Source organism: Bacillus sp. 7884-1, assembly GCF_002272245.1.
GTDB lineage: Bacteria > Bacillota > Bacilli > Bacillales > Cytobacillaceae > Neobacillus.
The window spans coordinates 1-25,491 of sequence record NZ_NPDD01000165.1 but is presented as its reverse complement, the minus strand read 5'-3'; the positions used below and the strand labels follow the sequence as shown (position 1 = coordinate 25,491).

General features: G+C 35.7%; 25 protein-coding genes. 10 read left to right on the top strand and 15 right to left on the bottom strand.

Annotated elements, in window-relative coordinates; all coding sequences use genetic code 11:
* Window positions 1-8: 8 nt before the first annotated feature.
* Window positions 9-743: a LytR/AlgR family response regulator transcription factor gene (locus tag CHI06_RS18835; protein ID WP_095250161.1), complete on the bottom strand. Its 735-nt coding sequence runs from the start codon at window positions 741-743 to the stop codon at window positions 9-11.
* 225 nt (window positions 744-968) lie between these two features.
* Here CHI06_RS18835 and CHI06_RS18830 point away from each other — a divergent pair, with 225 nt between their 5' ends.
* Entirely contained in the window at window positions 969-1,736 is a 768-nt protein-coding gene (locus CHI06_RS18830; protein WP_095250160.1) for an SGNH/GDSL hydrolase family protein, read from the top strand.
* A 38-nt stretch (window positions 1,737-1,774) separates the two neighbouring features.
* On the opposite strand, the gene CHI06_RS29905 is transcribed toward CHI06_RS18830, so the two are convergent.
* Complete coding sequence (locus tag CHI06_RS29905; RefSeq protein WP_179292687.1) at window positions 1,775-1,930, bottom strand: hypothetical protein; 156 nt, start codon at window positions 1,928-1,930, stop codon at window positions 1,775-1,777.
* Window positions 1,931-2,158: 228 nt separating this feature from the next.
* Between CHI06_RS29905 and tagU the strand changes: the two genes are divergently transcribed.
* On the top strand, window positions 2,159-3,079 hold the full coding sequence (tagU, locus tag CHI06_RS18825; RefSeq protein ID WP_095250159.1) for a polyisoprenyl-teichoic acid--peptidoglycan teichoic acid transferase TagU: 921 nt from the start codon (window positions 2,159-2,161) through the stop codon (window positions 3,077-3,079).
* Window positions 3,080-3,762: 683 nt separating this feature from the next.
* Here the strand turns inward: tagU and CHI06_RS29900 are convergent.
* From CHI06_RS29900 to CHI06_RS18810, 3 genes are all read right to left on the bottom strand, one after another.
* Window positions 3,763-3,918, bottom strand: coding sequence for a hypothetical protein (locus tag CHI06_RS29900; protein WP_179292686.1), 156 nt, complete (start codon window positions 3,916-3,918; stop codon window positions 3,763-3,765).
* Between the two features lie 276 nt (window positions 3,919-4,194).
* Window positions 4,195-5,805, bottom strand: coding sequence for a teichoic acids export ABC transporter ATP-binding subunit TagH (gene tagH / locus CHI06_RS18815; RefSeq protein ID WP_095250157.1), 1,611 nt, complete (start codon window positions 5,803-5,805; stop codon window positions 4,195-4,197).
* Between the two features lie 329 nt (window positions 5,806-6,134).
* Entirely contained in the window at window positions 6,135-6,428 is a 294-nt protein-coding gene (locus CHI06_RS18810) for a hypothetical protein (RefSeq protein WP_095250156.1), read from the bottom strand.
* Between the two features lie 319 nt (window positions 6,429-6,747).
* Between CHI06_RS18810 and CHI06_RS18805 the strand changes: the two genes are divergently transcribed.
* The 6 genes from CHI06_RS18805 to CHI06_RS18785 all read left to right on the top strand — a co-directional run bounded on the left by CHI06_RS18805 (window position 6,748) and on the right by CHI06_RS18785 (window position 15,841).
* A complete protein-coding gene (locus CHI06_RS18805) occupies window positions 6,748-8,913 on the top strand; it encodes a CDP-glycerol glycerophosphotransferase family protein (RefSeq protein ID WP_179292685.1) in 2,166 nt (721 codons plus the stop codon).
* Window positions 8,914-9,178: 265 nt separating this feature from the next.
* The gene (locus CHI06_RS18800) at window positions 9,179-9,751 is read left to right on the top strand and encodes a hypothetical protein (protein ID WP_257009365.1); all 573 of its coding nucleotides are present in this window, start codon (window positions 9,179-9,181) and stop codon (window positions 9,749-9,751) included.
* Window positions 9,752-9,946: 195 nt separating this feature from the next.
* The gene (locus tag CHI06_RS29895) at window positions 9,947-10,102 is read left to right on the top strand and encodes a hypothetical protein (RefSeq protein WP_165979273.1); all 156 of its coding nucleotides are present in this window, start codon (window positions 9,947-9,949) and stop codon (window positions 10,100-10,102) included.
* Between the two features lie 221 nt (window positions 10,103-10,323).
* Window positions 10,324-12,699 carry a CDP-glycerol glycerophosphotransferase family protein gene (locus CHI06_RS18795; RefSeq protein ID WP_257009364.1) on the top strand — a complete coding sequence of 792 codons (2,376 nt, stop codon included), beginning with the start codon at window positions 10,324-10,326 and terminating at the stop codon, window positions 12,697-12,699.
* Window positions 12,700-12,735: 36 nt separating this feature from the next.
* A complete protein-coding gene (gene wecB / locus CHI06_RS18790; RefSeq protein ID WP_095250154.1) occupies window positions 12,736-13,881 on the top strand; it encodes a non-hydrolyzing UDP-N-acetylglucosamine 2-epimerase in 1,146 nt (381 codons plus the stop codon).
* 139 nt (window positions 13,882-14,020) lie between these two features.
* Window positions 14,021-15,841 carry a tail fiber domain-containing protein gene (locus CHI06_RS18785; protein ID WP_095250153.1) on the top strand — a complete coding sequence of 607 codons (1,821 nt, stop codon included), beginning with the start codon at window positions 14,021-14,023 and terminating at the stop codon, window positions 15,839-15,841.
* 81 nt (window positions 15,842-15,922) lie between these two features.
* On the opposite strand, the gene tagD (CHI06_RS18780) is transcribed toward CHI06_RS18785, so the two are convergent.
* The 7 genes from tagD (CHI06_RS18780) to CHI06_RS18750 form a co-directional block, all read right to left on the bottom strand.
* The gene (gene tagD / locus CHI06_RS18780; protein ID WP_095250152.1) at window positions 15,923-16,315 is read right to left on the bottom strand and encodes a glycerol-3-phosphate cytidylyltransferase; all 393 of its coding nucleotides are present in this window, start codon (window positions 16,313-16,315) and stop codon (window positions 15,923-15,925) included.
* A gap of 254 nt (window positions 16,316-16,569) precedes the next feature.
* Entirely contained in the window at window positions 16,570-17,376 is an 807-nt protein-coding gene (locus CHI06_RS18775) for an ABC transporter permease (RefSeq protein WP_095250151.1), read from the bottom strand.
* Entirely contained in the window at window positions 17,373-18,572 is a 1,200-nt protein-coding gene (locus tag CHI06_RS18770; protein WP_257009363.1) for a CDP-glycerol glycerophosphotransferase family protein, read from the bottom strand. The genes CHI06_RS18775 and CHI06_RS18770 overlap by 4 nt, the downstream gene beginning before the upstream one ends.
* Before the next feature lie 192 nt (window positions 18,573-18,764).
* The gene (gene tagD, locus CHI06_RS18765; protein WP_095250150.1) at window positions 18,765-19,163 is read right to left on the bottom strand and encodes a glycerol-3-phosphate cytidylyltransferase; all 399 of its coding nucleotides are present in this window, start codon (window positions 19,161-19,163) and stop codon (window positions 18,765-18,767) included.
* Window positions 19,164-19,432: 269 nt separating this feature from the next.
* Window positions 19,433-20,608, bottom strand: coding sequence for a CDP-glycerol glycerophosphotransferase family protein (locus CHI06_RS18760; protein ID WP_095250149.1), 1,176 nt, complete (start codon window positions 20,606-20,608; stop codon window positions 19,433-19,435).
* A gap of 399 nt (window positions 20,609-21,007) precedes the next feature.
* Entirely contained in the window at window positions 21,008-21,349 is a 342-nt protein-coding gene (locus tag CHI06_RS18755; RefSeq protein ID WP_142300977.1) for a cell wall-binding repeat-containing protein, read from the bottom strand.
* On the bottom strand, window positions 21,304-21,642 hold the full coding sequence (locus CHI06_RS18750) for a hypothetical protein (protein ID WP_095250147.1): 339 nt from the start codon (window positions 21,640-21,642) through the stop codon (window positions 21,304-21,306). Before CHI06_RS18750 ends, CHI06_RS18755 begins: the two co-directional genes overlap by 46 nt.
* A 240-nt stretch (window positions 21,643-21,882) precedes the next feature.
* On the opposite strand from CHI06_RS18750, the gene CHI06_RS18745 reads away from it, so the two are divergent.
* Window positions 21,883-23,112 carry a C40 family peptidase gene (locus CHI06_RS18745; protein ID WP_095250146.1) on the top strand — a complete coding sequence of 410 codons (1,230 nt, stop codon included), beginning with the start codon at window positions 21,883-21,885 and terminating at the stop codon, window positions 23,110-23,112.
* Window positions 23,113-23,324: 212 nt separating this feature from the next.
* Here CHI06_RS18745 and CHI06_RS18740 read toward each other — a convergent pair whose 3' ends face one another.
* The gene (locus tag CHI06_RS18740) at window positions 23,325-23,570 is read right to left on the bottom strand and encodes a cytoplasmic protein (protein WP_095250145.1); all 246 of its coding nucleotides are present in this window, start codon (window positions 23,568-23,570) and stop codon (window positions 23,325-23,327) included.
* A 15-nt stretch (window positions 23,571-23,585) separates the two neighbouring features.
* Window positions 23,586-24,206, bottom strand: a complete 621-nt coding sequence (locus CHI06_RS18735) for a CBO0543 family protein (protein ID WP_179292683.1) — start codon at window positions 24,204-24,206, stop codon at window positions 23,586-23,588.
* 145 nt (window positions 24,207-24,351) lie between these two features.
* Here CHI06_RS18735 and CHI06_RS18730 point away from each other — a divergent pair, with 145 nt between their 5' ends.
* Window positions 24,352-24,663, top strand: a complete 312-nt coding sequence (locus CHI06_RS18730) for a putative quinol monooxygenase (RefSeq protein ID WP_306453823.1) — start codon at window positions 24,352-24,354, stop codon at window positions 24,661-24,663.
* A 21-nt stretch (window positions 24,664-24,684) separates the two neighbouring features.
* Here the strand turns inward: CHI06_RS18730 and CHI06_RS18725 are convergent, their stop codons facing one another.
* Complete coding sequence (locus tag CHI06_RS18725; RefSeq protein WP_095250143.1) at window positions 24,685-25,347, bottom strand: hypothetical protein; 663 nt, start codon at window positions 25,345-25,347, stop codon at window positions 24,685-24,687.
* Window positions 25,348-25,491 lie beyond the last annotated feature (144 nt).

Here is a 25,491-nt window from a genome sequence, read left to right as displayed (position 1 = left end):
CTTTTTTTCTAAATTGAAATTCTTTCTCTTAGTTCATTAATTTTCAATTTTGAAATACCAGCATGTTTGTCAAAATCCTTAAAATAGGCAATAAAGGTTTCGTTTTGCTGCTTGATTTGAGTAATCTTCTGTAAATTAATGATATAAGAACGGTGAGCTCGGAAAAAATCCCCATTCAGTCGGGTACCTATCCTTCCAATCATTTCGTTCGTTTCATACACATCTGTATTGGTATAAATCAGGCACCTTTTCCCAGTCTTTTCAATAAAGTAAATATCGCATATCGGGATAAAGAGCGTACACTTTCCCTCTCTTAATGGTAGAACATCCCTATTCACTTCGGGAAAGCGGCTTTCCGTTTTGCCTTGTTCCAGGTAAATGAGTTTTTTCGCTTTATCTAGCGACTGGAGTAAACGTATTCTTTCTATCGGTTTGACCATATAATCAACGGCTGCAATATCAAAAGCCTCCACTGCAAATTCATCAAATCCGGTAATAAAAATAACCTTCACCTTCGGACGAAATGACAGGCATTCCCTTATTGCCTTTACCCCATTTTTCTTTGGCATTTTAATATCAGTCAGGACTAGATCCGGCTTCATTACCATCACATTCTCCACCAGCTCGTCGCCGTTCTCGCACTGCCCGACGATCTGAAAATCTGGCAGGTCGCTGATAAAGTATTTCATCATTTCTAGTGACTCTTGATTATCATCTGCCAGCAACACTTTAATTGGATTCATCCGCAAATTCCTCCGATAACTACGTAGCTCTTCACGTTCTATTACACTAGTAATCATAGCAAATTAACCTGCCACTTCTGTGGAAATCCTACTTTTTGATAAAAAATACCCGTTTTTTTTGCGATATTTGTAAAAAAATGCAGACTTTTTGCGGATGGAATCATTCCTATCGCTGATAGTTTGTTATAATGATAGGAAGAATTTATTAAGTTTGGGGGTATATGGATGAAGTATTTTTTCACAGGCCTTTGGGGATTCGTATGTTTAAGCGTGCTTGTGTATGGTCATATCCATTGGAATAAGGAGACAGCCGCCAATGCAGTTGCATCGACACCAGTAGTCGGACAGCAGGAGTCGCAGGAGTCCAATGAAGTCAACTTTGATCAATACTTGGCCCTTGCAGCAAATTGGCCCGAAACTGCTAAGCAGTCATTTAAGCAAGCATTGGAAAGTGAGCAGCCCTTTAAAATCCTCTTTGTCGGGACAACCGCCAATCAATGGGAGGCAGAGGTCACTCAACGATTAACGGAAAATTACGGAAGTGAACATATTACTACAGCTATACATACATACGATCAAACGTCGAAGGATATTCTCGCAGAAAATAAGCAACTGGAGTTGGCAGCTGAGAAAGCACAGCTCGTGGTCATTGAGCCGTTTTTGCTGAACGATAACAGCAAAGTAAAAATTGATGGTACCTTAGCCAATCTAACAAAGATTATGGAAGACGTGAAGCTCAGTAACCCAGACTCTACCTTCATCCTTCAGCCTTCGTACCCGATCTACCTTCCAAAGTATTATTCGACACAGGTAGAAGCACTAAAGGAATATGCGAAGGAAAACAGTTTGACTTATCTTGATCACTGGGCAGCTTGGCCGGCTACCGACAACCTTGAAATCAAGGATTATTTAAATGAAGAACAAAGTGGTCCAAATGACAAAGGAAATCAAGTATGGGCACAGTTTCTAGTTGAATATTTTATAAACAAATAAGGCAAACTAGCAATAAGCTAATTTGCCTTTCTTCTATATTATTGAACCTTCATTTTCATTAGGTCGATTTTTAAGTCTTCAATCAGTTTTGCAACTGTTACCCCTTGATCACTTTCTCCACGGTCATAGGCTTTTTTAACAATGCCAGAGAATTCCATAATAGAAACCTCCGCTTTGTTATTCTTATTCACCATTCGGCACATTTCTCCTTTCTTCTTATTATTTCTGCCTATTCTACTAAACTTTTCAAATTTTGTAAATAAAATGTCTACCAATGTAATTTTGAAATATTTGTGTAATTTAATAGATTGATTAAATTTCACTTTGTTGGTAATAACTTTCTTCTATCTATTCACCCGCAATTTTGGTATTCTATTGTCTAGGTGTTAAAAAAAATGTAAATTTTTCGGAGGTACTCTCATATGAGATCTAATAATAAAAAAGGTAAGAAATGGTTAAAAGTTACTGGAATCATTCTTCTTGTCCTGTTAATTGCTGGTGGAGCCTATGGATACACTGTATATAAGTCACTAAGAACCGCTGTTGACACGATGCACGAACCAGTAGAACGGAAAACAGAAAAGCGTGAGGAACCTGTGGAGTTTGTCGAAAAAGATCCATTCTCCGTGTTGATGCTTGGTACAGATGCGAAAAATGACAAAGGCCGTACTGACACGATTATTGTTCTAACCGTGAATCCGACAAATAACTCTGTAAAAATGCTAAGCATTCCGCGTGACACACGCACAGAAATAATCGGTAAAGGAAAAGAAGATAAAATCAACCATGCACATGCTTTCGGCGGTGTTGAAATGGCCATGGATACGGTCGAGAACTTCCTTGATATTCCGATCGATTATTATATGAAGGTGAATATGGAAGGCTTCAAAGATATCGTGGATGCAGTCGGTGGCGTTACCGTGACAAACACTCTCGATTTCTCTTATGATAATGTTCATTTCCCTGTTGGTGAAATTACCTTAACCGGTGAGGAAGCTTTACCATACGTTAGAATGCGTAAAGAAGACCCTAACGGTGACTTTGGCCGTAACACAAGACAGCGCCAAGTGATCCAAGCTGTTATCAAAGAAGGAGCAAGTGTATCAAGCTTAACGAACTTCTCCAGTATCTTTAAAGCAATCGGAGAAAATGTCAAAACCAATTTAACCTTTGATCAAATGATTGATATTCAAAAGAATTACAAAACAGCCGGAAGCAATGTTCAACAAATGGAAATCAAAGGTACAGGTACTAAAATCAATGGTATTTACTATCTACAAATTCCACAAGATGAACAGCTTCGTGTTCAAAATGAATTAAAAGCGCAGTTAGAACTACAATAATCTAAACAGCAGTAAAAACCTGATTGGGAAGTCTTCCAATCAGGTTTTTTATGTCGTGAGTTTATTTTTTTATTATTTAAATATTTTAGCGATATTTTCAACCATTCCTAAGGAATAGAGATGAATAATAGATGTTAGATAGATGGCAAATTTGGTTGGGTTGGTATACAAATTATTCCAGCAGAGAAGGGCTCTTTATTTTCACCGCTTAATGCCAAATATACAAAGACAACCCCCTATTTTTAATAGGGGGTTACTGGATAAAAAGGTGTTATTTTTCATGATTATATATTTATTCTTCATAAAAGTAAAATACGATCAGGCTTTTTTACTTTAATATATCATTTAAAGAAATCCTCATATGTTGTGTTTTATGAATTTTCATACCCATGAACTTGAACTAGGGTTTATCTCTCAACACTCTTATAAGACAAGGGATACCACTCGTCTTTCTCTTCGATATTAACTGCCTTGATTTTTTAACTGAAGCTTTCGTTTTGCGATATAAAGCTTTAATGTTTTTTCAATATGTTCTAATTTCTCTATTGTTTTCACGTCTTGATTAATATATCGTAGTGATTTCTTTATTGATTTTGGCAATTGATCAAAATCTTTCAAAGAAGGTACCGGGTACCGTCCTTAATGATTTTATCGATATTGAATATATAAAACTGAGGAATGCATTAATTGATCATCATGTTCCTTAGATCAATTTTTAGATCCTCAATCAACTTTTCAAGTGTTATTTCACTCTCATTTATCCCCTTCTCGTATGCCTTTTTCACAATCATTGAGAAATTGATTTGTTTCGTGCTACTGTACTTTTTCTTTGTGTTCAATTTCAAATATCCTCCTCTTATTCATTCCATTTAAGTATTTTAATAGTTTAATAGATATTTGTAAATAGATTTCCAGTTGAAGTTTGTAGGATTTAAAAAGAGGAGAACATCGGAGAGCAATCCTAAAATATGCATGGAGTTATCTACTATTCCTTAGTAGAACAGTCGATGCAGCTACATGTTCGTATTATTCAAAGTATTATAAGATACCGAACGTAAAACAACAAAAAACTGATTGGGATTTACTTTATCTCCCAATCAGTTTTTTTGGCATGTTTATAAGCTATTCTTGTCTTCGGCTACCTTTTTTACGGTCATGGTCGTGAATGATCCATTTTGGCTATACAGTATGACATCAACCTTATTACCATGATATAAGTAGTCCGAGTCATCTAGCTGAACGGTTGGTTCTCCAACGAGTTCAACTAGACTATCGATAGAAATACCATTCAAATTGATGCTATACTCCCTCACCATATTATTATCATCATACGAAATTTCTAGATCCCCAACTTCTGATTCCAAGAGTTCTTGTTGAGATTTCCCCATTACCTCTAAAGTCGAAGAAAACCCATCAGTTTGATCTAATTGTTCCAACTCTGACATAAAGGCCACTTCATCAATCGGAGCTTGTACTTGGGTCACTAATCGCTCACTAATCCAGCCATCCTGCCCTGTAGGCAGGGAGAACATTAGCCAGTTAAAATCCCCCTCAGGATCCTTCACAGTTTCTTTAACAGTAATCGACTCCCCGAAAGTCACCATGGTAATTTTGTTACTTGTAGATAAATTAGGAGCGTCTCTTACGAATCCCGCTTCAATATTGACATACCGAAGGTCCTTTGTGGTTTCCTCCACAGGCTCTACAGGCGGCGTCTCGGTTTCCAACTGTTTTTCCTCTTTGGCTACCGATACCTTTTCTTCTTGCTGTAAGAAATTAGACACCGTGTTCCAATTTGCATATAACGTTCCAGAAACCACAACGAGCAGGAGGACTAAAAAGGAACGAAAGATATTGAGTTTACGCTTCGGCTTCTTCTTTGCCATCTCGCTTCTGGAAGGTTCCGTACCCTTATCTGTCGGAATGGGTTCATGCTGCAGCCTGCTGCGTTTTTCCGCAACGTGTTCATTGAACTTTTTCTTTTCTTCCTTCGACATCTTGTTAAATTCAAGAATAAACTCCTCATACTGAGGGACTACTTCTTCAACCGGCCCGTAGGCCTTGATTTCCCCCGCTTCCAGCCAAAGAGCCTTTTGACAAAATTCCTTCACCTGGCCAATCGAATGACTAATAAAGAAAATCGTCTTGCCTTTCTCTTTAAAACTGTTCATCTTATCTAAGCATTTCTGTGCAAAGATTTTATCCCCTACTGAGAGTGCCTCATCAATAACCAGGATATCCGGATTAATATTAACTGAAATCGCAAACCCCAATCTTGATTTCATCCCGCTGGAATATTTCTTTACAGGCTGGTCGATAAACTCACCAATCTCCGCGAATTCAATAATCTCCGGCATCAGTTTTTCGATTTCCGACTTTTTAAAGCCCAGCATTAAGCATTTGAGTTCTATGTTCTCACGGCCGGTTAGTTCATTATTAAGACCTGCCGCAATCGAAATCAAGGCTGCATCCCCATTAATTTTCACCTTCCCAGAGGTCGGTGGGATGACACCGGAAATTAAATTGGAAATGGTTGATTTACCTGCTCCATTTACACCAATAATCCCGATGATATCGCCCTCATATGCTTCAAAGTTAATATTTTGCAACGCATAAAAGTCCCTGCCATATCCATTTGGCATCGCTAAATCCAATAATTTATCAGAGGTCCTTTTATACATTTTATATTTTTTTGTAACATTTTTTAAAACAACTGATGCTTTCATGAGTACTCCTTATATGCATACTCCGATGGGAGCATTCGAATTTTCCTTATTATTCGCATTCCTCCACGCAAATAATCAAACAACCATATAGGACATAATATCACATAATTTACATTCCCTTTAAAATGTCAGAATTGTCTAGACTAAAAGTTTGCTGCTTATTACCATGCAGCTTATTACTAATATAAAATGAAAGTAACCATTTTTGATAAATGAAGAGTGTACGAATTAAAACAAATCCATGCAAGTCAAACCTTTACAAAGTAACAACAAAAAAAGCTGATAAGAACAGGAGTTCAATCCCTTTTATCAGCTTCACCTATTTATATTCAATCCGCACCGTTTAACCATAATTTCACCTCTTTCAGAACAACCTGCTCCATTTCCTCTCCTTTTTTTCTAATTAGAGGATTGGCAAAAGCCTCTTCAGAAGCGTATCTATTCTTTAGTACCATTTGGGTTCCATCATCATAGATGACAGCACTAATCACGACTAAGTCTTCCTTATTTGAAGGGTCTTTATGATCATTCCATCCCAGTAGCTTTTTCTCAAAGTACGGAAGCCCATTTTCAGTAATACCTGCAACTAGATAACCATCCTCCGTATATGCCCAAGATTTCATAGACACTGTCCCCCTGCCTTTTGGTATACTCTTTCAGTATAAAAGGGTCATTTCATTTTCTTGATTCCAATACTACTCTCTTAATGTAAAGGGAAGCTTAAAGTTTTGTTTAGTCTTTGTAAAGCTGTTCTCTCTTAATAGCTTGTTTTTTTAGATCAGTCTGCAAATACTAAATGGTAACAGTTAAAATGAAATAAATGTTTCCTTTACACAGAATACTTTTGTCGAAAACTGTTTGATAATGTTAAAATATTTTACTGAATACCCTTTATTGGCCCATTTCACCAGAGAGTATCATTTCGAAAGGAGGTATTACATCATGATAGAAAAGGATAAAACCATTATCAGTGACATTCAATTTAATCAGAATCATAACACCCTATCTTTTTCAATCAAGAACCTTCCTAAAGCTACCGATAAGATCATAATGGTGGAAAGAGGTTCAAAAACGGAATGGATGGAAGATATCACATCAGAAAACATTCATGATTCTTCCATTACCATTAATCTGAATGCATTCATTCAAGCTTATTATAACCAAACTTCACGTTGGGATTTCTACCTTGAAACCAAGAATCACCTCGGCAAGATTGTAAGAAACGCGCTGGGTGTATTTGACCAAGAATTGGCTCCCAAGGAAAAGCGCTACTTCCCCCCGGCTTCAACGGATGGAGTAAATATAGTGACAGCTTATATAAACGAATTAAAAGGACTTTCTTTACTATTTATTGAACCCCATCATTTTATAAATGAAAAATTAGATTCAAATGTGAAAATAGTAAAGTTTAAAATGAATCATCAATTTATTAATGGTGTAGTTCAAGTTCAATTAACCGAAGTTCAATCCTTTCATATAAAGTCCATCATTTTAAGATACCGAAGCAAAACGGATAACATTAAATATGAATTTCCGGTTTCCGAAGTGAAAATGACACAAACGAAAAGTATGGTAACGTTTACTATTGACCTTTCTTCACTGAAACTGCAAAATTATTATTGGGATTTTTATTTAGTTGCTGACTTCGGAAAACAGGAAGGCTGGATCCGATTAAAAAATCCTTCCAGTAAAGTCCGAAAGGCTGTAAATAAAAAATCGATGAAACAATCCTATACTTACGAGAATGGATTCTGGGTACATCCTTATATAACAGCAGCAAATACGCTCGCACTTCTGTACAAAGAAAAAGAATCCCATGAATCATCAGCGTTTTACAGGAAAGAAAATTTTGCCTATTTATTCTATCTTTTGTTCAAATGGTATTTCGATCGGAAAAATATTTGGCTGGGCTTTGAAAAATTTTCGGATAGTGCCCAAGACAATGGCTATTACTTTTTCCGATATTGTTATCAAAATGCAAAGAAAAATAATTTCTTTTATGTCATTAAAAAGGAATCTCCAGATTTTGCTAATGTGCAGTCTATGAACGATAAGGTTATTCATTACATGAGCTTTACGTATATGGTCTATATGTTTGCCGCAAAATTACTCATTTCATCAGAATCCAAAGGACATGCCTATGATATTAGAATACAAAAAGGAAGGTTAAAAAAAGCTCTCGATCGTAAACGCCAGGTTTTTTTACAGCATGGAGTCATCGGTTTGAAAAGGGTTGATAACGTATTCAAAAAAGCCAGCAAAAATGCTGTAGATTTATTTGTTGTATCCTCTGAACATGAAAAAGAAATTATTAAAAATAATTTCGGCTATAAAGAGAGAGAAATTATTATTACAGGGCTAAGTCGGTGGGATGTACTCAAAGATAAATCAACGGGTCAATCAACCATTCTTCTCATGCCGACCTGGAGGTCATGGATGGATGATCTGCCTGAAGATAAATTTATTCGTACAGAATATTATAAGCAGTATGTTTCACTTTTAAATTCTTATGATCTAGAGAAACTTTTGGAGCAATACGATATCTATCTTAATTTCTTTATTCATCCTAAATTTAAACAGTATATTGATCAATTTACTAGTACGAACAAACGAATTACCATTTACCAATTTGGAGAAGCACAGGTTAATGAATTGTTAATGAAGTCTTCTCTATTAATAACAGACTATTCAAGTGTTGCATGGGATATGTATTATCAAAAAAAACCTATTATCTTTTACCAATTCGATTTAGAAGACTATATCAAGTACCAGGGAAGCTACATCGATATGGAAAAGAATCTATTTGGTGACCAAGCTCGAAATGTTGAAACATTAATCGATTTGATTAAAAAGTATGCCGAACAAAGATTTAAAGAAGAAGAAAAATATGCTGTGATGAGAAAACATTATCTTACCTACACAGACCATCACAACTCGAGCCGTATCTATCAAGAGATCATTAAAAATGCTAAGTGGCTCCAAAAGAGAAAACGCGGTTTAGTGCTTCAGGAATCTTCCATTATAAGAGCTTTATGGGCTCATGCTAAAAAAAATGAAGCTAGCTTTAAAGTGGCGAATATTTTAAAAAGGCTCCTCCTTAGAACATAAAAAAATAGAGTTTACGGAGTTTTGGAAGAAACAAAAATTATTGACATAATTAAAGGGGATTCAATATTATATGGAATTTAATCAAATGATTAAAGGTAAATGGGTTAACAACAAAAGTGACAAATTAGTTATTGTGTTCCAATCACTTCCTCGCGGGAGATTTGATTTAGTAAAATTTTATCCATGATTTCATCAGGAATAGGCTTATAAAAATGTTGATTATTTATTTTTAGAAGACTATTTTTCAAATAGCTATGGCTGGTACATGGTTGATTCCGGAAAAAACATTATTGCTGAATTGAATCAAGGCTTAACCCAATTTATCGAAGACAATAATTATAAAGTCGTGACGACATATGGCAGCAGCAAGGGCGGAACAGGAGCATTATTATATGGGTTACTAAACCCAAAAATCAACAATGTTTTTTCATTAGTGCCGCAAGTACATTCCATCAAATATATTGAAAAGCATATGAAACGTTATAAGAGTTTATTTTTCCCCACTCCAGATCCACAATTTGAGCAATATATAGACAATATCTTTTTTGAACCAGATTTATATAAGAGCGAAAATTGTTATAACACAACTATACACCTCTACACTGGACTAGAGGATGAGCAATTTAATGAAACAGTTCAATTAAGCAAGTTTTTGAAATCAAAAGTAAAAGGCAACAATATGATTATTAATACTAGCAGCAAGAGACATACGCCACTCGTTATGGATAATCTAGATTTCATTTTTAATTTGATAAATGCCATCACGATGAAACAGAAAGTATCTGAGAAAAAATTAATTAAATTAGGAAGCGGATTATCCTTATTTAAGGATTCCTAAGAGTATAGTCATCTCAAAAGTTGTCTACAATAGCACTAATGTAGACAACTTTCTTTTTATTTCTACATTCTTCTTTGTTATTTTTTATTTATTCTGTTGGAACTACAAGAAATTCCGGGTATGAAATGAGCTAAATAGCTGTAAATAACATGTTAAGATATTAGTACAAATGCTATTTACAAGGAGGGTTTCATTGTGAGTACAAATCCAAAGTTAAATTCAAAAATGGTTGAAAATTTGTTAAATGATGGAATGACAGAGGATGAAATTTGTGAAATTCTCGGGATTACAGAAGAGGAACTTAATGAAGCCATTAATGTGAACAACGAAGGTATTGATTACCTATATTAAAAAACACCTTTAAATCGTAAAGATGTAATTTTTGCAGTGGAATTGCAAAATTGCATCTTTTTTTGTTGAATGTTGAACATATTAACTGTATGCAAAAAGTCCCAATTCTTACATTTTGGTTTAAAAAAAAATGACTTTCGTGTAGAATAGTTTAAGTTAACGTCTTTTTTGGAAGACTTTGTAAAATCATTGTAGTTAAAAGCTTTTAAGGAGGACATACATTGTTAAATACCTACAATAACCTCATTGAAGTGTTGGAGTATGATGATACACTAATTCATATATTTGTGAAAAATGTTCAATCATTTAAAATTTACATGGATGATCTGACAGCTGATGATCCAAAGCTTCTGTTTGATTATGAAGTACGAAACCAGATTTTAATAGAATATCAAATTGATGATGAGTATATCCTCTACATTTACGCTTTAGAAAATAAGATTTACATTTTAAAGGAAACAAAAAGTAGAACATCTAGACCTTTAAAATCTAAAAACACCTTTACATTTACCATTGAAAATAATTATAAACATCTATCTATCGAGCAGATTGGGTTAGCCAGGCTAGCTATCATAGATAAAGACAATGAAGCTATTCATGAAATTGATGACTTTTTAACAACAAACCCTATCGATTTTAATATGGAATGGCCGCTTTATAGAAGGAAAACGAAAGCAAGATTTATTGTCGTATCAATGGTTCAATATGATATCTATCATATTGTCTTAACCTATGATTACTTAAATGAGGAATTTAATGTTTTCAAAATCCTCTTTAATGCAATAACAGATAATCCAAACTTATTTGTTACGATTAAAAACCGTAATGAGATCGAAATCGGAAATAAGTACACTACTGATACAGCAATCGTGAATTTTAAAAGAATGAACAAAGCTGTTCCGGAAAAACTGTTTGATAAATCCCTTGTAAAAAAGTTTAAGAATGAAAATATTATAGCTATTTACACGATTAATATGGCCAGATATTTTGTTTACCTGCAAACGAATGGGGTTTTTATTGTCAAAAGTAATCCTATAAGAGTAACTCAGCACAAATCGAACCTAAAGGTCTTATCAACAAGAAATAACTTTTATATTTTTGGCAGATTCACTCATCATGCTTATAACTCTTTTCAGAAATTCGAGTATTTATATTTAAGGAATTCAGACCATAAGGTTGCAAAGTTTCAAAGGCCATTTAGCGGTATAAAATATTTAAAACGATATGGTTTCTTTAAGGTACCAGTTTCCTCTTTAAATATAGATGAGCGAATCCACCATAATTTATTTGTTGGTAATGAAGATAAAATCATTCATAACTTAAGATTTAAAAAAAATGATGAAAAGGTAAAAACATTTACTTTTAGAAAGCATAACGATAATTTACAAATACTTAGAACCAATCTACAAGGTAATATCACTTCTACCACCATTCCGTACGCCGAGGAATACTCACTCGTTAATCGAATTAAGATTAGAGCGGCCCAAATGGTTTCAAAGCTGTTTAAAAATAGGAATAAAAATGTAAACTTATATTTTGAAAAGAAAAGTAACAAAGCTGATGAATCAGGATTCCGGGTCTTTGAAAAGGTAATGAAAACTGATACGCCGAACTCTGCGAACTACTTTATTCTCAATAAACAGTCTGATCATTACCCTTTTATGAAGGAGAAGTATGGATCCAACGTTATCGAAAAGTATAGCTTTAAGCATTATCTTTCTATCTTTAATGCTGATTATTTAATTGCCAGTGAACTTTCAAACCATGTACTAAACGATAGACTGTTCATCGACAGTTTAAGAAATAAAATAATGGAAGTACCACTTGTATTCTTACAACACGGTATTATGTTTGCGAAGCCTGTTGATAATCCGATGGCCTTTGGTTTTCATAAAGATAAAAACAGTTACAATATGTATAAATCAGTCATTAGCTCTGAGCTTGAAGCCGGTGAATTTTATAAGATGAAATATGCCCGTGAAGATCTGTTACTTACAGGGTTAGCTACCTTTGACCATGCGAAGTTAGATCCTGGAGCTGATAAAATTGCATTTATGCCAACCTACAGATATTGGGAAGAAGGACTTATTTATAATAACAATATAGAGGAAACCACCTATTACAACACACTAATAAAGGTTATCAAAGCCTTTGAAAAAGAAGGCTTATTGGACAAGCTAATAATCGTTCCTCATAATAAATTCTCCGAGCATATTTATCGAAATATGCCGGAATATAAAGATATCATTTCTGATAACCCTTCAGAGGCATTGAAAGTTTCAAAGGTTTTTATTACGGATTATTCATCCGCGATATATGATGCTCAGTACCGAGGGGCATATCCTATTTTTTATTGGGAAGAAAAAGATTATTTGATTAAGCAGTATAAGGCTATCCCTCCTGTAAATGATGAAAATGCACCTGGGCCGGTCGTTTATAATGTCGAAGAACTGGTTGATACTGTCAAACATGCGATAAATAATCATTATCATCTTGAGAAAAAGTATAAAGATAAGTACTTGAAAATTAATCAATTCAATGACGGTAAAAACACAGACCGAATCATTGAGTTCCTTAACTCTGAAGGGATTATCTAAGTCTAATTGAATCACAATGCATGGAGGAATGAATGTATGGATAATAAAGTAAAGGTAATGACAGTGTTTGGTACTAGACCTGAAGCGATTAAGATGGCCCCGCTTGTAAAAGAATTAGAAAAGAATGAGCATATTCAATCAATCGTAACGGTAACGGCTCAACATAGACAAATGCTTGACCAGGTCCTGAATATCTTTGAAATTGTTCCTGATTATGATTTAAACGTCATGCAGGATAGACAGACCTTAATCGATGTAACGGTACGCTGCTTGGACGGTTTGAATAAAGTTTTTCAAGAAGTAAAACCTGATATTGTCTTGGTTCATGGTGATACCACAACTACTTTTGTCGCTGGCTTAGCAGCATTCTATAATTCAATTCCAATCGGGCATGTAGAAGCTGGTCTAAGAACAAGAAATAAGTATTCACCTTATCCGGAGGAAATGAATCGTCAGCTTACAGGTGTTTTAGCAGACCTTCACTTTGCACCTACGAATCAGTCAAAAGCAAATCTCGTATCAGAGAATAAGAATGAAGATACGATATTTATTACTGGTAATACCGCGATTGATGCTCTTAAAACAACGGTAAAAGAAAGTTATTCTCATCCAGTGTTAGAAAGACTCGGTGATGATCGATTAGTTCTGATGACAGCGCATCGCCGTGAAAATACGGGTAAACCGATGGAGAATATGTTCCATGCAATTAGAAGGCTGGTTGAGAAACATCATGATGTTCAGGTTGTATATCCTGTTCACATGAACCCGGTAGTTCGGGAAATTGCGAATAGAATTCTAGGGGAAAACAATCGAATTCATCTAATCGAACCTTTGGATGTTATCGACTTTCACAATTTTGCTTCCAGAGCCTATTTGATCCTGACAGATTCTGGCGGTGTTCAAGAGGAGGCCCCTTCCCTAGGTGTTCCAGTCCTCGTATTGAGAGATACAACAGAACGGCCTGAAGGAGTAGATGCAGGTACCTTAAAGTTAGCAGGTACTGACGAAGAGACAATCTTTTCACTTGCTGACGAACTGTTATCAGATAAGGAAGCACATAATAAAATGGCGAAAGCTTCTAACCCTTATGGTGATGGTCAGGCTTCAAAGAGGATTGTAGAAGCAATTCTATTCAACATGGGATATAGCAAAGATAAGCCTCAGAACTTCGGAGAAATATAAAGTGTAATCAAAAAACTGATTGGGCACTCCCAGTCAGTTTTTTGATTACGTTATTTGAGGAATCTAGGAAACTTCAAAATAATGTAAGATTATTATTATTTAGTAAAATAGGTCAGTATATGCTTAATGGGGTGATATTTTGCAAAGAAGAAACTTCATAGTTAACTTTGTTATGTGGTTATTATCTTTCACTTTTGGTTATAAAGTTGGACATGCAAAAGGTTCTGATTCCACCACAATTGATGTAGAAAGTAAAGAATTGTCAAATTCCGAAAAAATTAGTATGTTAAATGAACAGTTATCGGACATTGGGTACAACATAAAGCAGTTTGGCGCTGCAGGCGATGGTTTTACGGATGATTCCGATTCCATTAAAAAAGCAGATAAAAAGGATGGAATCCTTTTGTTCCCGCCAGGAACTTATAAATCAGAGTATGTTCCTTCCTCTCTTTGTAAAGGAGCTGGGGCAACTTTGATTATTCAAGGTAATGAAATAAATTTAGATGATAAGGCGTTACCTGTAAATTCCATAAAACAAGGAACTACAATTCTAAATAATACTACACTTGGATTAGATGCCGGCACTAAATTAACCGCAAAATCGTATGGTAACACGGCGGTAGGTGATAAGGCACTTCAAAATAATACTGCTACTGTAAGAAATACTGCTGTTGGTAGTAATGCTTTAAAAGAGTTAGAAGATGGTTATGCTAATACAGCGATAGGCATAGACTCCTTACACTGGGCCTACTATTCTGACCGAAACACAATGATTGGATCAACAGCAGGAAAGAATATTGGAAATAAAAAAGTGACAGGCAGGCATAGATATTTTAAAGATGGTGAAGATACAGCTATTTTAGATGCATACTGGCCTAAATGGAGACAGTATGCAGGCACCATTAGTAATCCAGCTTTTGTTCCTAACACCCCTGATGATACAACTTCGAACGTTGGAGTTGGCAGAAATGCTTTGGGATTTGCTATTACTCCCAAAAAAAATGTTGCCCTTGGATACTCCGCTTTAGAAGGTGGATTAAATGCAGAGAGCTGTGTAGCAATTGGCGAGGCTGCCTTACAGCATGGGATTAAGTCCTTAAATTCAACAGTCATTGGATCAAGAGCAGGATATCACTTAATGGATACGACCGCGGATGTGATCATTGGTAAATCAGCAGCTCAGGAGTTAGTTCATTCCGAACATAATGTAGCCATCGGTTATCAAGCATTTTCAGGAATGCAATTTACCAATAAAAATGACAAGCCTGTTCGTAATGTAGCAATTGGAAGCAGTGCAATGGCAAAAGCGAATGGCAGTTTTACTGGAAATGTTGGCGTGGGAGCAAGCACTTTAAATGTTAATCAAGGGAATCATAATACAGCCATTGGCACAGGTGCATTGGGATTTAATACAACGGGTACCAGTAATACAGCTATTGGTTACAACGCTTTGAATAACTCTAAAACAGCGGCTTATAAAAATGTTACTGGCATCGGTGCAAATACTTCGGCAACAGGAAGCAACCAAGTACAATTAGGAGATAGCGCCACCTCCACTTATGTTTTTGGTACTGTTCAGAACCGTTCAGACCGTCGTGATAAAGCAGATATTCAGGAAACGAAGTTAGGTTTAGATTTTATTAATGCACTGCGTCCAGTTGATTTTAAGTGGGATTATCGTGAGAGTTATGTTGATGTGGACGCTGAAGGAAACGAAATTCATCATCAGAAAAATGGTTCTCGTAAACGCAATCGTTATCATCATGGATTGATTGCTCAAGAAGTCAAAGAAATTATTGACGAAACAGGAATCGATTTCGGTGGATTCCAAGACCATTCTTTAAATGGCGGGGATGATGTTTTAAGTATTGGATATGATGAATTAATTCCACCATTGATTAAAGCCGTTCAAGAATTAACCGCAAGAGTTAAAGAGCTTGAAAAAGCCCAAAAGCAGTAGGTTATTGTGGCATTTTGCTATTTGATTTTTGTCCTATTAAAAAAGTCCTTCCTAATTTAGGAGGGACTTTTTTATAGATAATTACTTCGCTACTAGTAATTCCTTTTTAATTTTAGTCGTGGAAACACCAACAGTACGCGGTAAGTATACTACTTCACAATGATCCCTGAGAAAGTCAAACTTCCCTTTCCAATCGTCCCCCATCACGAAAACATCAATATCGTGATTTTTTACATCTTCAGCCTTCTGTTCCCACGTGCTTTCAGGAATTACCTCATCAACATAACGAATTGCTTCTAGAATCAGCTTTCTGTTCTCATAGCTATGATAAGACTTCTTATTCTTTAAAGCATTAAATTCGTCAGTAGAGATCGCGACAACAAGGTAGTCTCCTAAATCCTTGGCCCGCTTTAACAGATTAATATGCCCCATATGCATTAAATCAAACGTTCCGTACGTAATGACCTTTTTCAAATTCTCGCCTCCTTAAACCAAACTCCATCTATCAATCTGTAACTTTATTTTCTATTAAACTATTATATATATAAACATGAATTTACAATTTTTTTACAACAGTTGAAATTATACCATACTTTTTTTCGGCAAACTACTATTCCCTTTGACTTCCCTACAACGTTCTCTGTATTGTTTCTCCCAATGCTTAAAATATTTTCCAATTATTTTTATAAAAAAACCCTCCTAGATTAGGAAGGCTTAAAGAAAAATATTTATAATAAATCCACGAATCTTTGGCTAAATTTCATATGTAGAACAGAACCAATCAATAAAAGAACAAGCACAAGCCCCCAGAAATAAGCCGTATACAGGAAATGATCGATAAAATACCAATTGGTTCCCAACAATGCTGACCGATATCCTTCAACAATATAGTAGATGGGATTTACCTTTAATACTCCTCTAATGGCTGCAGGTAATTTATCCGTTGTCCACAAAATAGGCGTTAAATACAATAATACCCGAACCACAGATTGAACAACCATTTGAATATCACGAATAATCGTTGCTAAGGTTGATGTAATTAACGAAATCGATATCAAAAATGCAAAATTCGCTGCCATGAAATAAAGTAACTGAAAGGAATAGACAGTAGGTGTATACCCAGAAAAAGCCAAGATAATTATCGTAATTCCTAATAGTATCAAATGCTGATAAAACCTAGAGGTAATCACAAATGATGGAATAACACTCATTGGAAAGTTCATTTTTGAAATGATCCTAATTCTTGAATAGATGGATTTCGAGCCTTGTAACAATGCCTGAGAAATAAAAAACCAAACGATTATCCCCGAAAGCATCCAAGGAAAATATTCTATTCCCTCTACATCCTCTCCGCCTCTTATACCCATACCAAATACAAACCAATAAATGCCGATCAATATCAACGGATTAATAACTTCCCACAGCATTCCTAAATAAAGATTGTTACTACTGCTCTTTAATTCAAAAACTGACAAGCGAATAATTAAATAAAAATTTCTAATATGGTCTTTCATGATTTGAAGTAATGATCTCATTTTGTTGCCCTTTCTAAAAACACACTTTTTACTACCCTCTCAGTTGAAATCCCCTTCTCTAAATTGCAGAATTCCTGATGAAATCGTATTAATGATTCTGATGGCTTTGTTTCAATTGATTTAATTGCCTCTAATACCTCTTCTGTTGTTTTAGCTAAAGTCCCAGGTGCATCCTTTTCGATATCGAAATAAAACCCTCTTAATTTATCCCGGTAGGAATCAATATCATATGTATAAAAAATTATTGGCCTTTTTAAACACAAATAATCAAAGATGACAGATGAATAATCTGTAATAAGCACATCACTTATTAAATATAGATCCCGGATATCATCATGTTTGGAAAAGTCGTGAGCGAAACCCTTATAAGTGGACACATCCATTTTATTGGCAATTAAATAATGCATTCTTAATAAGATAACATACTCATCACCTAAAGAGCTTTGAAGCTGTTCCAATTCCAAATGCAATGTGAACTTATATTGTCCCACTTTAACATATTCATCATCACGCCATGTAGGTGCATACAAAATTATCTTTTTATTTTTTGGTAATCCAAGTGATTTCTTAATACTGTTAACAGCTTCTATAGTATTATTATTGATTAAATAATCATTTCTAGGATATCCGGTTTCTAATATTTTCTCTTTGTTATACTGAAAGGCACTTTGGAAAATATCTGTGGAATAACGATTCGGTGAAATCAAATAGTCCCAATTACGGGTTTCCATTAAAAAAAGCTGCTTATACTTATCCGTGGTTGTACCCGGCATGTGAACTTCTTCCATATCAGCAGCCAGTTTCTTTAAGGGTGTTCCATGCCATGTTTGTAAATAAACGGTATGCTTTGGTTTTCTTATCCAATAAGGCATCCTGCTGTTAATGACCCAAAAATTAGCACGTGGCATCAGAAGTAACCATTTGATTGAAAAACGATTAACAAATGATACCTTTGCATCGAGAAAATTCTGTTTATACCTTTTATCAATACTCCACAATAGTTGATACTCAGGGTGATGTTCTTTCAAATATTCATATATGGCTCTTGGGTTATCACTGTATTGTTTACCAAGAAAACTTTCAAATATAATTAGATCCTTTTTTACTGGTAGATATCCAATTAAATTAAACAAAATATGATACATTTTTTTAATAATTGATTTCGATTTCAGTAATGTTTGTAAAAGCTCCCTCACATTCAACCTCCATCATAACTACAATGATCTTTATCATTAAAGTTAGTTTTTACAACTAGTGTTATTTTATTAATGGAGATGGCATGCAAAAAAAATAATCCCAAAATGGGATATTCTTCATTACCTCATCTCCATGAATATTTCTCAAATGATCATAAAAAAATAATTGAAAAATGCTATAGCATCCGATTATTAAGCAAACGATACTGCAGCCAATTCTTTTTTTATTTTTGTAGTAGAAACACCTACTGTTCTTGGAAGATAAATGACTTGGCAATATTCCTTCAAATGGTCAAATTGCCCCTTCCAATCATCACCCATCACGAATATATCAATATCATTTAAAATTACATCTCTAACCTTTTGATCCCAATTCTTTTCTGGAATCACATGATCAACATAACGTATGGATTCCAAAATTAACTTTCTATTTTCGAAACTATGATAGGACTTTTTATTTTTTAATGCATTAAACTCATCCGTAGATAAGCCTACTGTTAAATGGTCGCCTAATTCACGAGCCCTTTTTAGTATATTTATATGTCCAAAATGGAGTATATCAAATGTGCCATAGGTTAATACTTTTTTCAAATTTGTCCCCCCTTTATTCGTTGTCAACTGAATTTATTATCAAATCTATTTTTCGGTTCAATTAGTTTACTAATTAAACATACTATCAAATTGTAATATTTTATGAGAAAATGTCAATGGTTATTAGGGAATTGTAAATAAGCAACAAAGCTTTTGTCGAATTTGTTAAAACAATGTAAATATTATAGCACACCCAATTCTAAATATGGGTGAAATTCCCTATATAAAATATAAAAAGAACGGACAGAATCAGTCCGTTCTTTTTTATACTAATGATTTATTCTCTGTACAACATACCCAGCTAGTCTTTTCGATGAATGACCATCCGAAAATGTATTCCAGTCCTTTGAAAACTCACGAATTTGATCCATATCAAAGTTATTTTCCTGAATGATTTTGGCAATCTGTTCTGTGTTGTATGCAATAGGACCAGGAACTATCTTTTTATAGTCTGGAATGAGCCCTCTTTCTCTCTTATATTGTTCATAGTCATAATCAAAGAAAATCATCGGTTTCTGTAGAATGGCATATTCAAATGGGATAGATGAGTAATCCGTGATTAGGTAATCGGCAACGACTAGCAAATCATTTACTCTCCTATAGCTGGATAAATTATAAGCAAATTCTGGATATTGTTCCTCATACCGATTGCTATTATTTACGGAAGGATGCGTTTTGATAAGCAATAGATATTCATCCTTAAATTCCATGTACATTTTTTCAACATCTAATGGCATTTGGTCAGCATTCATTAATCCATCCCGAAATGTCGGTGCATACATAATGATTTTTTTACCTTCAAAGCTTGGATATTTCTTCAGAACCTTTGCTTTTCTTTCTGCTATTTTCTTTTTATTGAAAAAAAAGTCTGTTCTAGGAATTCCTGTACGCAATATATTTTCAGGAGCTGTATTGAAAGCGTCAAAATATATTTCTGCCATTTTCTCCGATCCCACAACTATTTTATGGAATTTAGAGTATACCCTCTTGAAACGTTTATTGGCTCTTTTGCTTCTAGTTAACGTCGATTTATCTGCAAATCCGAATGTTTTAAGAGCGCCCGCTGCATGCCAGATTTGGATGCATTCGACATTTTCCTTGAAACGCATCGCTGCTAAAAATCCATAGTAATTATCGACAATAATCACTTTCGAAGTGGAAATATGATAGACTGCAGTAATCCAGTTCTTTACATTCTTGGTAAAGTGAATCGCTTTTGTATTTTGGGTTAAAAGCTTCTGAAATCCTTTAGAGATTTTTCCTTTATGTAATATAATCATATCCATGGAAGGGTCTTGTTTGATTAGTTCCCGATAGAGAAAACGATTATTTTCCTCAAATGAGATCACAAAGGTAATCTTTTTCTGGACTACACAAAAGTAAAAAAGAGAATATATTATTTTAAATACGAATAGATAAATTCCAATTAGTATTTCCCTAGCCATTGGTCGTTGAAGTTGCCTCTTCTATATTTATCTGTCCATCATAAATTAGGTTAAATGTCTTGCAGGATGTAATCCCTTTCAATCCTTCAGCACCCCTTCTAAAGCTGTTTCTTGTTTCTTCTATTATATACATTCTTATTAATTGTAGTATTTTCTCAAAATTTGTCAATCTTCCTTGAAGACAGGAAGTATGAGGCATTTCTTAATATATTATTCACTAATGTGTACTATTTATTTTAAAGGGCATAACTTTGTACAGTTCGGGACCTGCACCCAATAAACTACACCCATGCTGGGCGCACAAATAAAGCCCCACTTTGCAAAAAGCGGGGCTCCATTCTTCATTATTTACTTTGAAACTTCATCCAGGGCAGTTGGGTTAACTCCGCCGCCCACTTGTTAAACATGTTTAAAATGCTTACCAGCCAATACTTGTTTTTGTGATTGTAAAATTCCCCAAGGTGTTGAAACTGATTTCGTTACCAGGATGGAAGATAATTCTACATTTGAATAGAACTTGTTAAAGACCTTTGCATTCGTTTCATGACGATCTGAGCCGCTTAGTCGGTTCTTGAGAACAATCGTCTTCGTATCTTCCTCATAATCGTTATAAATGGCTTGATACTTCCCATCGATTCTAGAAATATCCAAATTTCTCTCTTTCTTGGCCTTATATTCTTCTTGCGCTTGAGCCATTAATTCAGAGAGCCTTTTATCCGCGACTTGATTCCCTTGTCCCATTCCGGATCAACCATTTTCTGAATCTCCTCTAGTATTTCTTCCTGCTTTTTTGCTTGTTGGTTTTCTGCTTCTTTATTACTTGTGGGAGTCCTATTTACCCCGACCTTTGGATTCGCTTTATTCGCAATTGGATCTGTTAGAATCTCTCCTTGACTTGCACTCATTTGCGAGATTCCTCCGGCTTTTTCCTTATTATCCTTATTGAAAACTAGTAAAATAGTTGTTCCAGCAACAACGACGACAACGGCAGATATCATCCCATACTTTTTCATAAACCTTTTGTAATGTTTCAAAATGAACCTCCTAGGAAAATAGTACACTTATTATATAGTGCTTTAGGCTGAAAAAATAACTCCTTTTGTGCTGTCAAACGAACAATATTGTTTTTCAAAAAGTGACATTTTGCTATAAAACTTTGATAATACTACTTTTTTCGCCTTACTCTGGCTTTGTTTGCAACTTTATATACCGTTTTAAAGGAAATTCATGGTAGAATATGTGTAATATACCAGAATAATAGAGGTGAGCTGTAAATGAAGAAAACAATCGTTCGAGCGGTTTCGACTGCTGCCTTTCTTTCGACTGTATATGCAGGTTCCGCATACGCCAGTACGCATACAGTTGAAAAGGGAGATTCTCTATGGAAAATTGCAACAAAATATCAAACTACTGTTTCAGATTTAAAGAGCTTGAATAACTTGAAATCTGATTTTCTGCAAGTGAATCAAAAGCTGAAGGTTTCTGGTGAAGCTGTTGCAGAACCAATAAAAACAGTTACTAGTACAACTGCTACTTCAACTACTACGTATGTAGTCAAAAACGGCGACTATCTTGGTAAAATTGCCAATCAATTTAGCACGACTGTTTCTGCACTGAAATCACTGAATGGGTTGAATTCAGACAAGATTTATGTGGGACAAACATTAAAGGTTTCAGAAAAAGCGAGTGCAGCTCCAACACCACCGCCAGCCCAGACTCCTGTTACTCCACCTGCTGATTCTTCTTCTGTCTATACCGTTGTAAGTGGTGATACTTTAGGAAAAATCGGCTTACAGTATAAAATGAGTGTGGCAGAATTAAAGAAGCTTAACGGTTTGAATTCGGATAGGATATATGTGGGACAAAAATTGAAAGTTACAGGGAAGGCAGCAGAGGTAACTCCGACTCCGACTCCCACACAGCCAGTAGCACCACCCGTCCAACCTGAGAAAACGACGGAGTATACGATAAAAAGCGGAGATACATTAGGTGGAATTTCCCTGAAATTTAAAATGACTGTTCAGAAATTAAAAGAAATCAACGGTTTGAAAACGGACATGATTTACGTTGGCCAAAAGCTGAAGGTTTCTGGTGAGGCAGCGGTCGTTACTCCTACTAAGCCTGTTGAACCAGTCGGAGAATTTGCAACTGACTTTATCAATGTAGCAAAAAGCGTTATGGGCACACCATATGTTTGGGGTGGATCCACGCTAAATGGCTTTGATTGCAGCGGCTTTATCTTTTATGTTGCGAATAAGGCTGGCTACAAAATCGGCCGTTATTCAGCGGCGGGATACTATAGCCGTACATACTATGTCGACCAGCCAAAACCAGGCGACTTGGTCTTTTTCGAAAATACATATAAACAAGGAATCTCTCACCTCGGCATCTATCTTGGCAATAACGAATTTCTCCATGCCGATGAGAAAAGGGGAGTCTCGATCGCTAACCTAAGCAACCCTTACTACACTGCCCACTTTGATGGGTTTAAACGATTCTATTAAAACCTTAAGCCAGGCAAATTGCCTGGCTTTTTTACGTGCATGGTGTCCATGTTGGCACGTAAATTGGAAATTTGGCACATAAACTATTAATTCGGCACGTAAACTATTAATTTGGCACATATAATCGAGATTTGGCACGTAAGCTATGGTCAAATCTTATAGGATGCATAAATGCGCTTAAAAATGATGGGCGCTTTTATTCATCCTTGATTCTAGAACCACATCTTATGCATTTCCTTTAAGAACATATCTGTAATCGGAAAACCTGAGCTCTCCCCAATTACCGAATCAATCCCACAATAAGGGCAGAGCGCGGTATCGTCATCATCCACCCACTCGGTAATCTCAGCAGGATTAAAAATCCTTAGGCAATGGAAGCACCCACATACCTGGTCCCTTTCTAAATCCTTTCGGTGTCGACTGCTAAACCGATGTGCCTCATGATAAGTATTATCCAACTGAGTCCCCCACTTTCATCTGAACCTTCTCTTCCTGCGATTCTTTTTAGGTTCCACTTCGGATGGCTTCTCTTCTGCCCTTTTTTTCATGAACATGAAGAAATCTGTAATCACCTTTGATAGGACGATAATAATGACATAGGTCAAGAACAGGTGAAAGTAATTTGCCCATGAGTTGAATTTGAACAAATGATGCATGACAAAGATAGGTTTTAGAATAAATGAGAGAAACAAACTTAATAACAGTGTATAAATGTAATAATTTTTATTATGTTTTGTCGTCCATTGGTACACCAATATGAACAATACCGGGACCAGTGAGGCGTCCAATCCGACACTGTGGGAGATAAAGGGAATCATTTTATAAGGATATGTCCAAAGCGCTTGAGTTGTACCAAAATCATCAAAGTAGGTAAACCAAACATGTACATTAAATCCATAAAAGCCTAACTGGAATGCCCTTTTCCAGTCCATTGCATATAGAAGAATGATTAGCGGGGTCACAAACATAATCACATGAAACCAAAATTGCCACGTATCAAAGGCAGAAAACTCCTGCCAATAGTGCAGCCATTGCTTTGCTCCCTCACGTTGTTCTTTAATTAACTTATTTAAAGCTTCACTTTGAGCACTCATGGTAATCCCTGCCTTGATAGTAGTTTCCTTTTAAATTGCCCAAAATTTTGGTGAAAAAATGATTAGGAAAAAAATTTATTTTACAGCGATGCTTAATAAACAGCTATTAGGGTGATTAAAGTAAAATGGAACTAAAAGAGGAGGAATGAAAGTGAAGAAATTCGGAATATACGGCAGGTTGATTGCAAAAGAGGGCGAACGGGAACAGCTGACAACGATTTTATTAGAAGCCGCTGAATCGTTGCAAAACTTAGATGACTGTGAGTTATACCTTGTAAGCGTGGCACCTGATGATCCTAACTCTGTGTATGTTTATGAGGTGTGGAGCAGCGAGAGTGCCCATCAAGGCTCACTAACGCTGGAATCCACACAAACTTTGATTCAGCAGGCGAAACCAATTCTTACGGGCATGGAAAGAATATCGACCCTTGTTCCTAGAGGCGGAAAAGGAATGTAAGCAGCAGGTGTTGCGGAACAATCATTGTTCCGCAATTTTTTGCAGGTTTAATTGATTTACCATTGATGAAACTAACGTATTTAATGGATTGATAATCGAGATAGAAGTTTCATGCTCCACCTGCTGTGCCGCCGCTACCATCGATAATTGAGCAACTGACAGGCCGTGGATGCTATCCAGCTGCTTTATGTAATCGCAAACCGCCTTTTGGTACTCCTCATTTTTCCCACTCATAATTAATTCAAAGGTATTTTCTATAATCTTAACCTCGATATCCAACGTTTTCTGACGATTTTTTGCATATTGTTCTAGCCTGGACATCGTTCCCTGTACCGTGTCAGGGTTCGTAAATAGAATGGTCTGAGGCTGCTGGATCTTGCAAAGGGCCTCAAAGTACGGCTCATCAATCTTGATGATAGGTATGTTAACCTCGATTTGCTTCAGTAATGCAATATAGTTCGTACATGTGATGAGAATGGCATCCACTCCAGATTGAGCAATCCATTCTATTTGATCCTTCACTTTCTTCTCCGCCTCAGCCACTTGATCGTTTTTCAGCCGATATATTAACCCCGGATCAACGTAATGATTTAACTCGAGTTCATAAGCTGAAAACGCGCTTTCGATATAGTCGATATTGGAATAATGCGCATGCAGGCAGCCAATTTTCTTCTTCAAACATATCTCCCCCTTTTCAAAACCCCATTATTAAGGACTAATCCTTCTAGTAGCTCGACCGATTTGTCCTCAAGTGCCCGGATTAAGGACTAATCTTTCTAGTAGCTCGTGCCATTTGTCCTCAAGACCCTGGATTAAGGACTAATCCTT